9 protein-coding genes and 1 pseudogene are annotated in these 10,399 nt (G+C 68.9%); 7 read left to right on the top strand and 3 right to left on the bottom strand.

Features of this window, described 5'->3' with window-relative positions; genetic code table 11:
* Positions 1–283 precede the first annotated feature (283 nt).
* On the bottom strand, positions 284–1,690 hold the full coding sequence (locus tag ABTZ89_RS29275; RefSeq protein WP_502949612.1) for an HNH endonuclease signature motif containing protein: 1,407 nt from the start codon (positions 1,688–1,690) through the stop codon (positions 284–286).
* A 125-nt stretch (positions 1,691–1,815) separates the two neighbouring features.
* Positions 1,816–3,513 carry a serine/threonine-protein kinase gene (locus ABTZ89_RS29270; RefSeq protein ID WP_351050664.1) on the bottom strand — a complete coding sequence of 566 codons (1,698 nt, stop codon included), beginning with the start codon at positions 3,511–3,513 and terminating at the stop codon, positions 1,816–1,818.
* A 249-nt stretch (positions 3,514–3,762) separates the two neighbouring features.
* Here ABTZ89_RS29270 and ABTZ89_RS29265 point away from each other — a divergent pair.
* The 7 genes and pseudogenes from ABTZ89_RS29265 to ABTZ89_RS29235 form a co-directional block, all read left to right on the top strand.
* Positions 3,763–4,257: pseudogene (locus ABTZ89_RS29265) on the top strand (GNAT family N-acetyltransferase); the annotation flags it as partial.
* Between the two features lie 46 nt (positions 4,258–4,303).
* A complete protein-coding gene (locus ABTZ89_RS29260; RefSeq protein ID WP_351050661.1) occupies positions 4,304–4,444 on the top strand; it encodes a nucleoside triphosphate pyrophosphohydrolase family protein in 141 nt (46 codons plus the stop codon).
* Between the two features lie 219 nt (positions 4,445–4,663).
* Complete coding sequence (locus ABTZ89_RS29255; RefSeq protein ID WP_270949681.1) at positions 4,664–5,089, top strand: FHA domain-containing protein; 426 nt, start codon at positions 4,664–4,666, stop codon at positions 5,087–5,089.
* Positions 5,090–5,129: 40 nt separating this feature from the next.
* Positions 5,130–5,768, top strand: coding sequence for a response regulator (locus ABTZ89_RS29250; RefSeq protein ID WP_270949682.1), 639 nt, complete (start codon positions 5,130–5,132; stop codon positions 5,766–5,768).
* 40 nt (positions 5,769–5,808) lie between these two features.
* Positions 5,809–7,554 (top strand): sensor histidine kinase, encoded by a 1,746-nt coding sequence (locus tag ABTZ89_RS29245; RefSeq protein WP_270949683.1) that lies wholly within the window; start codon positions 5,809–5,811, stop codon positions 7,552–7,554.
* A gap of 55 nt (positions 7,555–7,609) precedes the next feature.
* Positions 7,610–8,128 carry a DinB family protein gene (locus ABTZ89_RS29240; RefSeq protein WP_351050656.1) on the top strand — a complete coding sequence of 173 codons (519 nt, stop codon included), beginning with the start codon at positions 7,610–7,612 and terminating at the stop codon, positions 8,126–8,128.
* Positions 8,129–8,191: 63 nt separating this feature from the next.
* Positions 8,192–9,610, top strand: a complete 1,419-nt coding sequence (locus tag ABTZ89_RS29235) for a selenium-binding protein SBP56-related protein (protein WP_351050653.1) — start codon at positions 8,192–8,194, stop codon at positions 9,608–9,610.
* Here the strand turns inward: ABTZ89_RS29235 and ABTZ89_RS29230 are convergent.
* Positions 9,601–10,038 carry a hypothetical protein gene (locus tag ABTZ89_RS29230; protein ID WP_351050650.1) on the bottom strand — a complete coding sequence of 146 codons (438 nt, stop codon included), beginning with the start codon at positions 10,036–10,038 and terminating at the stop codon, positions 9,601–9,603. The genes ABTZ89_RS29235 and ABTZ89_RS29230 overlap by 10 nt on opposite strands.
* Positions 10,039–10,399: the final 361 nt, after the last annotated feature.

Here is a 10,399-nt window from a genome sequence, read left to right as displayed (position 1 = left end):
GGCTTTTTGTCACGGGGATGACCCGGTGTGGGATGGACAGCGGGTTTCGGGGTCGGCTGCGGTGGCTTCGGGGGAGCGACTGGTGTCGGGTTCGGTGTGGGTGGACTGGTGCACTTTCTTCCGTTCCCTTCGTGGTTGGTTGGCGCTCTTGGATTGGTGGTGGGTGTTCGTCTCCTTCGGCGGGTTGTGGTTGAGTCGCCTTCGGCGTGTTGCGGGTTGTTGGTTGAGCCGCGGTTGTCTGGTTTTGGGCAGGTTGGGGTTGTCCACCTGCTGTGGGTGGGTTTCATTGGGGTTCCTCCGGGGGGCGTGGTTTGGGTATGGAGTTGTGGAGGGCGTCGCGGAAGGCGGCGGGTAGTGCTTTGCCGCCGGGGCGCGGTGTTCGTGTTGGGTCGATGGTGGTGGGTGGGGTGAAGAGCGGTCGGCCTTTGTGCAGGTCGATTTGCCAGTGTTGTTGGTGGGTTGTTCTGTGGTGGTGGGCGCAGAGCATCACCATGTTGTCCACAGTGGTGGGTCCGCCGTCGATCCACTGCACGATGTGGTGGGCTTGCGGGGTGCCCGGTGGGCGGTCGCAGTCCGGGAAGGCGCAGGCTCCGTCTCGGGTCAGGAGGGCTGCTCGGATGTGGGGCGGGGCGGTTCGGTGTGCGGTTCCGACGTCCAGCGGGAGGCTGTCTCCTCCCAGCATCATCGGGAGGACCTCGCTGTCGCAGGCGATTCGGCGAACCGTTTCCGGGGTGATGGGTTGGTCCGTGCTGGTCAGCATTCCCGGGGTGTTGGTCGGGATTTGCTGCTTGAGGTCGTCGTAGTCGATGGTGATGGTCAGGTGGGGGCGCTGGCCGCCGGTTCGGGGCATGTGGTCGGACTCCAGGACGACGTCCAGCATTGCCGACAGGCCGTCGGCGTTGCGCTGGGCCGGCGTGCGGGGGTCCTTTTCTCCGTTGGTCTCCGGGCGGGGCGCGGACAGCGGGCGGATGGCTTCGATGAACTTCGCGCCAGTTTCTTTGTCCAGGCGTGCCTTGATGACCAGCATGCCATCGAGGGCGGTGGCGTAGTGCAGCTCTCGGGACTCGTGCTGGGCCTGCTCGTCCTTGACTGCGCCCGATCCGTCGAGCGTGTGCTTGATGTGGTCGGCGAGTTTTGCCAGATCGCGCGGGCACATTCGGTTGGCGTTGTTCACCAGGAGCTTCTCGACCTCGTCGGCTCGGTGGCGCGCGTGTTCGGGCAGTGTGCCCACGCAGCGGGAGATGATCGAGGCGTGCTTCAGGTCGAGTGCGCCTTTGGCCAATGCTTCGGCGGTGGCGGGTAGTTCGGTCGAGGTGGCAGCGTTTGTTCCTTCCGGAGCGTCGTTGGGGTGGGTTGTGGCCTTGGCGATCGTGACGCGGGTTTTCGCGTCGGAGCCATCGATGTGCAGCAGTCCCTTCAGCCACACCTGCGTCGAACGGGCGCCATGGGAAGCGAAGACGCGGCGCCGGTCGGCCTCGGCGATCAGCTGCAACTGCTCGACTCGGGCCTGGCGGATTTCGCGCTCTAGTCGGCGGATTCTGGCGGTGAGTTCCGCGTCCGTGCAAGACGCCATCGAGCCCACCCGCGACCCGGCGGCACGCGGCGGGGCACCGACGGGCCCAGGCGCAGCCGAGGGCACGAGCGCACCGGGGTCGGGCGCCGTGTTCGGGGTGGTCAGCAACGGTGTCATGCCATTCATTGTGCCGACGGTCCGAACAGGAATTCGACCGAATTTCGGTCGCACGATCAGGTGATCATAGCGGGGTGTAAAAGCGAAAACCGTTATGGAGCAACGTGAAACGAACTCAAGGTTGGTCAGTTGCCGTAGTAGTTGTCCGGGCCGACGGCGCTGCGGGCCTCGCTGCCCGCCGACTTCAGCTGTTCGTCGCCCGATCCGTCCGATCGCAGGTCGATCCACTTGGACTGCGCCACGATCACGTAGCGGTGGTCCTGGTCGATGTACTGCCACTCGTCCGCGGCGGTGACGTCGTTGTCGCACACCCCTGATCCGGGGCCGGAGTTCGGGTCCCAGCAGCCGAGCTGCATGAAGTCCTGGGCGTCGAGGGCGCTGTAGGCGGTGTCCGCGGTGTCGTAGTCGGCGAACGGGTAGACCCACACCGTCGTGAGGATTTCCGAGTCGTCGTCGACGAAGTTGGCCACCAGCATCTCCGAGCAGCCGTTGTCGGTCAGCACCGATGCCACCTCCTCGGAGGCCCATTCCGTGCACGGTCTCGTGGAGCCCGCTTCGTACTGGTGGTGTCTGCCGCTGTCGTCGGTGAAGTCGTCCGGCATGAACGCGTCCAGGGTGAACGGGGTCTGGTCGGTCGACTCGTCGTCGAGGGTTTCCTCGTCGGTGGTGGTCGTCTCCTCGGTCGTCGTTTCTTCGGTCGTCGTCTCGTCTTCGGAGGACGACGTTTCGGTGTCGTAGTAGTCCGAAGTCGACGTGTCGGACTCGGCTGTTGTGGTCGGTGTTGAACCGCCGGAGCCGGAACTGCTGTCGATCGCGGCGAGCACGATCAGCACGCCGAGTGCGCAGGCGCCGAGGGTCCAGGCGAGGGCGGGGAGCCAGGACGGCTTGGCCGGTGGGGGAGTCGGTGGTGGTGCAGGGGGCTGGTCGGCTCGCGGGTCGACCTTGGTCGCGGCGATGGTGGCCGTCCGGTTCTCGGTGATCATCGAGATGATTCCCGGTGGCAACCACTGGGTGTCGCCCTTCAAGGTGGCCAGCGAGTCAAGCAGGGCTGGGACCTCCGGGCGGGCTTCCGGGTCCTTGGCCAAGCAGGCGGCGATGAGCTCGGTGAGCCCGTCGGGCAGCTCGGAGAGGCCCGACAGGTCCGGTTCCTCGTGCACGACGCGGTACAGGATCGCCTGGGGCTGGCCGGCGCCGAACGGGCTCTGGCCGGTCGCGGCGAACACCAGCAGGGCGCCGAGGGAGAACACGTCGCCTGGTGCGCCGACCTGGGCGCCGGTCGCCTGCTCCGGGGACATGAACGGAGGCGTTCCGAGGATGTCCACGGTGTGCGTTTCGTCCATCGCCCGGGCGATGCCGAAATCGATCATCCGAGGGCCGTCCTCGGCCAGGATCACGTTGCCGGGTTTGAGGTCGCGGTGCACCACGCCACCGGCGTGGATCGCCCCGAGCCCTTCGGCCAGACCTGCTCCGAGGGCACCGATCGCGCTCGGGGGAAGGGGCCCCTGCTGCTGCACGGCTTCGTGCAGCGTGGGGCCGGAGATGTAGGCCGTGACCAGCCACGGCGGGTCGGCGTCGGGGTCGGCGTCGACCACCGGGGCGGTGTAGAAGCCCGCCACGGCGCGTGCGGCGGTGACCTCGCGCGCGAACCGCCGCCGGAAGTTCGCGTCGTCGGCGAGCTCGGGGCGCACCACCTTGACCGCGACCAGCCGGCCGCCCGGGGACACGCCGAGGTACACCTGGCCCATCCCGCCGCGTCCCAGCCGGTTCCGCAACCGGTACGGCCCGACCTCGCGCGGATCGTCCGGTTGCAAGGGCCTCAGCAACGAATCGCCTCCCATCGGCGGCGCATCACCACGATGCGATCGGCTCTGATCATGGCACCAGGAATCCGCTGACTGCCAGCATTTCCCCGGATCTCCGCCGACGGATGCAGCGAGAGTTCCGGCGCCGGTGGGGAAGATGCGGAAGCCGCTCCGAATCATCAGTGGTCTTGCTGATTTTCGCGCGAACCCAGGTGCGGATCGAGGCGGTCGGCTCGGTAGGGCGATACTCGGACGATGGCGACGAGCGGTCTTCCCCATGACGTCATCGTCCGTGCGCTCGAGGAGGCCGACTGGCCCGCGGTGCGTCGGATCTACGGCGAGGGCATCGCCACCGGTGATGCCACCTTCGAGACCGAGGTGCCGGGGCGCGAGGCGCTGGAGGAGAAGTGGATCGCCCACCACCGGTGGGTTGCCGAGGTGGACGGCGAGGTCGCTGGTTGGGCCGCCGTGGCGCCGGTCTCCAGCCGGGAGTGCTACGCCGGTGTCGCCGAGACGTCGCTCTACGTGGGTGATGGTTTCCGCGGACGCGGTGTGGGCACGGCGCTGGTGCGCAAGCAGGTCGCCGCTGCCGACGCCGGTGGGCTGTGGACCTTGCAGACCTCGATCTTCCCGGAGAACCGCGCCAGTCTCGCCCTGCACCACGCGGCGGGGTTCCGCACCATCGGCATCCGCGAACGCATCGCTCGGCACCACGGCGTGTGGCGCGACACCGTCTTCCTGGAGCGCCGTCGCGCGCACGACTGACCTGATCGGGCGAAGCATGTCGGTGGGTGTTCCTAACCTCGTCCGCGTGCGACTGGGCGACTTCCATGCCGAGCTGGCCGACGTCGTGTGCCAGGTGCTGCTGCTCGCCAGGCACCACGGGATCGACTTGGAGGCTGCGGTGGCCGACGAGTGGCTGGTGTGGAGCCCTGGTCGTTACTCCGAGTGACCTGGGGTCGCTCGGCCGGTTGGCGGGGTCGTTTCGCCGGATTGCGGCCCGGTTGCGCGCTTTCGTGCGCGGAGTGGCGACCGTCACGGCCTTCAGCAGCGCAGTAGGGACGAAGGTCCTGGCCACGGAGCGTGGTTGTTCGGCATGCTGGCTGTAGTCGCCCAGTCCTGGTCGGGGCAGTCCGGGCGATACCCGTGCCTTTCTGCGAGGAGTACGACCATGGATGACACCCGGTTCGAGGCGTCCGCAACCACTGGTGTCGCGGAGGCCGAGCAGACTATCCGGACGCTGCTGGAGTCCGTGCCCACCGCTCAGGTCGTTCCAGCGCCGCGCGGCTCCGCCGAGTCGAGCGGGCGACCCCGGTTGGTCATCAACCGGGGACCCGATGCGGGGACCGGCTTCGCGCTCGACGGACCGCGCATCTCGATCGGTCGGGATCGGGACTGCGACATCGTGGTCGAGGACATGACGGTGTCCCGCGTGCACGCCGAGCTGCGGTTGCGCGAGGGCCGGTACGTCGTGGTGGACGGCGGTTCGCTCAACGGCACCTACCTCAACCGGCGCCCGGTGGACATCGCCGAGCTCGGTGACGGTGACGAGCTGTGGATCGGAAAGGCCCGCTTCACCTTCCGCACCGGCGGCTGAGGCCGATCGCTCCTACAGTGGAGATGTGGGCGGTGCCGGTGTGACCACCGTTTTCCTGGTCGACGACCACGAGGTCGTGCGGGTGGGGCTGGTCGACCTGCTCGATTCCGAGGAAGACCTGTCGGTGGTCGGGCAAGCCGCTTCGGTCGGTGAGGCGCTGGCCCGCATCCCCGCGATCGGTCCCGACGTGGCCGTGCTGGACGTTCGGCTGCCGGACGGCAGCGGCGTGGAGCTGTGCAGGCAACTGCGGTCCCGCGTTCCGGGGCTGCAGTGCCTCATGCTGACCTCCTTCACGGACAAGCAGGCCATGCTCGACGCGATGCTGGCCGGGGCCGCGGGCTACGTCGTGAAGAACATCAAGGGGATGGAGCTGGCATCGGCCGTGCGCCGGGTCGGTGCGGGCAAGCCGTTGCTCGGTGAGCAGGAGACCGCCGCGCTGGTGAACAAGTTGCGCGCGGAGCTGGACGGCACCTCGAAGCTGCCGGACCTGACCGGGCAGGAGCGGATCCTGCTGGACTGCATCCGGCAGGGGATGACGAACCGGCAGATCGCGGACCGGATGTTCTTGGCCGAGAAGACCGTCAAGAACTACGTGTCGCGGTTGCTGAGCAAGCTCGGCCTGCAGAGCCGCACCCAGGCGGCGGTGCTGGCCACCCGTTTGCGCCACCCGGAATCGTGAAGCACTCGCCGGGGTGCGCGCGGCCTGTCAGAGTAGAGCTGTGAGCAGGGCTGACCCACCTGGATCGGAGGAATTGCGGGAGGGGGCCGCGCCATCGGTGGTGGGCACCCTTTCCCGGTTGCGGCTCAAAGAGCTGCTGTCCCAGGTGCAGGCGCGCATCGAGGAGATCGTCGGTCTGCGGGACCAGATGGACGTCCTGCTGGAGGCCGTGCTCGCCATCTCCTCGGAACTCGAGCTGGACGCGGTGCTGCGGCGCATCGTGCGCACCGCCATCGACCTCGTCGACGCCCGCTACGGCGCGATCGGAGTGCTGGCGCCGGACGGCACGCTGGGCAGGTTCATCTACGACGGCATCGACGAGGAGACCGTCCACCGCATCGGCCACCTGCCGACCGGGCACGGTGTCCTCGGGGTGGTCATCGAGGCCGACAAACCGCTGCGGCTGGACGACATCTCCGAACATCCGGCTTCGGTGGGCTTCCCCGCGAACCACCCGCCGATGCGCACGTTCCTCGGGGTGCCGATCCGGGCCCGGCAGGAGGTCTTCGGCAGGTTGTACCTGACCGAGAAGCTCGGTGGTGGCTCCTTCACCGAGGACGACGACGTCGTGCTGCAGGCGTTGGCCGGCGCGGCCGGCATCGCGGTGGACAACGCCCGGCTGTTCGAGGAAGTCCGCCGCCGCGAGCGCTGGTTGGACGCCACCGGTGAGATCACCGCAGAACTGCTGGCGGGCACCGATCCGATCGACGCGCTCCAAGTGATCGCCGAGCGCGCGTCCGAGCTGACGCAGGCCGACTACGCGTTGCTCGCGGTGCCCACGCCCGGCGACGACGTCGAGACGGAGGAGTTGACGGTGACGGTCTCGGCCGGTGTCGGCGTCGAAGACCTCGTGGGGCGGTCGATCCCGGTCGAAGGTTCGGTCACCGGGCAGGTGTTCCGGGAACGGGTGCCGCGCAACGTCCCCAGCCTGTCCACGGTCGAGGGTGCTGCGGTCGAGCTCGGGCCGGCGCTCGCGGTGCCGATGCGGGCGGAAGGCACCATCTCCGGCGTGCTGCTGGCTGTGCGGCGGGCGGGGTCCAAGGGGTTCGACGAGGAGCAGCTGCTGGTGGTGTCGTCCTTCGCCGACCAGGCCGCGCTGGCGCTGCAGTGGGCCGAGGCGCAGGCCGCGCGCCGCGAGCTGGACGTGCTGGCCGACCGGGACCGCATCGCCCGCGAACTGCACGACCACGTCATCCAGCGGCTGTTCGCCATCGGCATGGCCATGCAGGGAACCCAGCGGCGGGCGTCGCGGACGACCGGCGTCGCGGACCGGTTGACCGAGCACATCGACCAGCTGCACGAAGTGATCCAGGACCTCCGCGCCAGCATCTTCGACCTGCAGATCGCCGCCGAACACCCGAGCGGGTTCCGCAACCGGGTGCAGCGCGTCGTCACCGACGTGGTGGGGGACAACCCGATCCGGATCACCATGCGCATGTCCGGACCGCTGGACGTGCTGCCGTCGCGGCTGGCCGAGCACGCCGAGTCGGTGGTGCTGGAAGCGGTGAGCAACACCGTCCGGCACGCCCGGGCGTCGGAGCTGTCGGTGACGATCTCGCTGGACGACGACCTGACCATCGACGTCACCGACAACGGCGTCGGGATCCAGAGCACCGTCGCGCACAGCGGACTGCACAACCTCGCCGAGCGAGCGGTGCAGATGGGCGGCCGGTGCAAGGTGGAGCGGTTGCCTACCGGCGGAACCAGGGTGCTGTGGACGGCTCCGCTCAGCGCCCCACCCGGGTGAGCCGCGACCGAAAATCGTTGTCCCCCGGGCGGTCGGCCGTGCCATGATCCGGCAGGTGTCCGCATCGCGTGCTGAACTGCTGCGCTGGCAGTTCGACCTGACCTGGTCGCTGTTCGAGGTCCACCTCGCCGAGCTGGTTCCCGGGGACTTCCGGTGGGAGCCCGCCGCGGTCTGCTGGACGGTGCGGCGCGGTGCCGATGGCGGCTGGGTACCTGATTTCGCCGAGGTCGAGCCCGATCCGATCCCGGCGCCCACGATCGCCTGGCTCACCTGGCACCTCGGCTGGTGGTGGACGGTGACCATCGACCACGCGCAGGGCAGGAGGCCGACCGAGCGGACCGACGTCCGGTGGCCGGGTGACGAAGCCGCGGTCGGGTGGTTGCGCGGGTTGCACGACGAGTGGTCTTCGGTGCTGGACCGGTTGACCGACGCGGAGCTGGACGGACCCGCGCCGTTCCCGTGGCCGGACGACCCGGACAAGACCGTGGCGCACATGGTCGCCTGGGTGAACGCCGAGCTGATGAAGAACGTCTCCGAGATCGGGCAGCTCCGCCTGGTACGAGCAGCGGGCTAGCTCGCCGCATCGCCTGGCGTCGGCCACCCTGGGAGAGGACACCGTCCTCGCTTAGGAGCAGCCATGAGCTCTGCAACCGAGCGCGACGTCGATCCGACCTTCTACCGCAGCCCGGGGGAAGCCATCTCCGCCCCGGCGGAGCGCCTGGCCTACGTCGTCGCCTTCGACCGGACCGCCGAGCGACCAGATGCCCTCACCGCGATCGACACCGATCCGGAGTCGGCGACCTTCGGGCAGGTGGTCGGCTGGACCGACCTGCCGACCCGTGGCGACGAGCTGCACCACTTCGGGTGGAACGCCTGCAGCAGCGCCTTCGCGCACGCCGGTCACCACACCAGCGGTCTGCGGCGCCGCTACCTGCTGCTTCCCGGGATCCGTTCGTCGAACCTGCACGTCTTCGACACCCACCCGGATCCCCGCCACCCGAAGCTGGTGCGGACCGTGGCGGCCGAGGAGCTCGCGGCCAAGGCGGGCTACTCCCGGCCGCACACCCTGCACTGCGGACCGGACGGGATCTACCTGTCCTGCCTCGGTGCCGCCGACGGAGCCGACGGTCCGGGCGGCATCGCGGTGCTCGACCACGACTCCTTCGACGTTGTGCGCGCTTGGGAGGTCGACCGGGGACCGCAGCACCTGGCTTACGACGTCTGGTGGCACCTCAACGGGAACACGATGATCACCAGTGAGTGGGGCACACCGTCGATGCTGGAGAACGGCGTCGACCCCGACCTGCTGCTGCGCAACGAGTACGGGCACGCCTTGCACTTCTGGGACTTGGCCGAGGGACGGCACGTCCAGCGCGTCGACCTCGGGGCGCAGCACCAGATGGTCCTCGAACTGAGGCCTTCGCACGACCCGAACGCCACCTGGGGGTTCGCCGGCGTGGTCGTCAGCACCGAGGACCTGTCGGCATCGGTGTGGCGGTGGTTCCGGGCCGATGACGAGTGGCGGGCGGAGAAGGTGATCACTGTTCCCGCTGAACCGGCACCGGCCGATCAGCTCCCGCCCGTGCTGCGGCCCTTCGGTGCGGTTCCTCCGCTGGTGACCGACATCAACCTGTCCGTGGACGACCGGTTCTTGTACGTGTCGTGTTGGGGGACCGGTGAGCTCAAGCAGTTCGACGTCACCGACCCGGAGCACCCGCGGGAGACCGGATCGGTCCGCCTCGGCGGCATCACCGCTCGCGCCGCGCACCCGGCTGCTCCTGCCGAGCCGCTGGCGGGCGGGTCGCAGATGGTGGAGGTCAGCCGGGACGGGCGCCGCATCTACCTGACGAACTCGCTGTACGGCGCGTGGGACGACCAGTTCTACCCCGACGGTGTGGGCGCCTGGCTGGCCAAGCTCGACACCGACCCGGGCACCGGCGGTCTCACCGTCGACGAGGCGTTCTTCCCGCACGGGGAGCAGTTCCGCGGGTTGCGCGTGCACCAGGTGCGCCTCGAAGGCGGTGACGCCTCCTCGGATTCGTACTGCTACCCGTGATTCAACGGTTCCAGCGTTCGGATGTGCTCGGTCTCGGGTGCACGTCGGGTGGCCGGGATCTGCGGTTCCGGCTGCTCGTGCGACCGGACAGCTGCGCAGCCGCATGCTGTGCCGATGAGTGCTGCGCCGGCGAGTGCTGCCAGCCGGGCCAGATCGGCGGAGCCTTCCCAGATCAGGTCGCCGTGTGCGTGGATCACGAAGCTGTTCAGAAACATCCAGCACAGCAGCGCCGTCATCAGCGAGCCGGGGAGGTTCCGGATCGCGCACGCGTAGCCGAGGACGACGATGCCCAGCACGGCGAGCGCAGCGACCGGCTCGCCCGACCACCAGGACGCCGCTCCGGCGGGCACCATTCCGGCGACCGCCACGAAGAATCCCACCGCGGAGGCCGTTGCGGCCCCGGCGACGGGCGGACCGGATTCACGCATCACCACCGCCTCCTGCGGGAGGTGGCCTCACCGCCACCTGGTCAGTCCGCGCAGCGTCAACGCCACGCCCAGGAAGAGCACGATCAATCCGACGGCCCACAGCAGGTGCGTCATCCGTGACACCTCCTCGCCGGACCTGCTGCCGACTCCTCCAGTACACCCCGCCGGGGCGGACTCGGACGTTCGCCTTGACGGGATCCGGACGAGGACAGCGGTGGCCCGGACGTGGTGTTGACGCAGTTACCGGAGCTCCACCTTCGAGACCAGGGCCTGTGACGATGGGTCCGCTCCGCTACGTCGGGGCGGACCCATCGCGTTGCAGGGGAGTGACGTGGAGCCGACCGATGCGGTGTTGGCAGAG

The sequence above is a fragment of the Saccharopolyspora sp. NPDC002686 genome (assembly GCF_040295745.1).
Classification (GTDB): Bacteria; Actinomycetota; Actinomycetes; order Mycobacteriales; family Pseudonocardiaceae; genus Saccharopolyspora; species Saccharopolyspora oryzae.
Note: the sequence above shows the minus strand (reverse complement) of the source record. Positions and strands in the feature narration are given on the sequence as shown.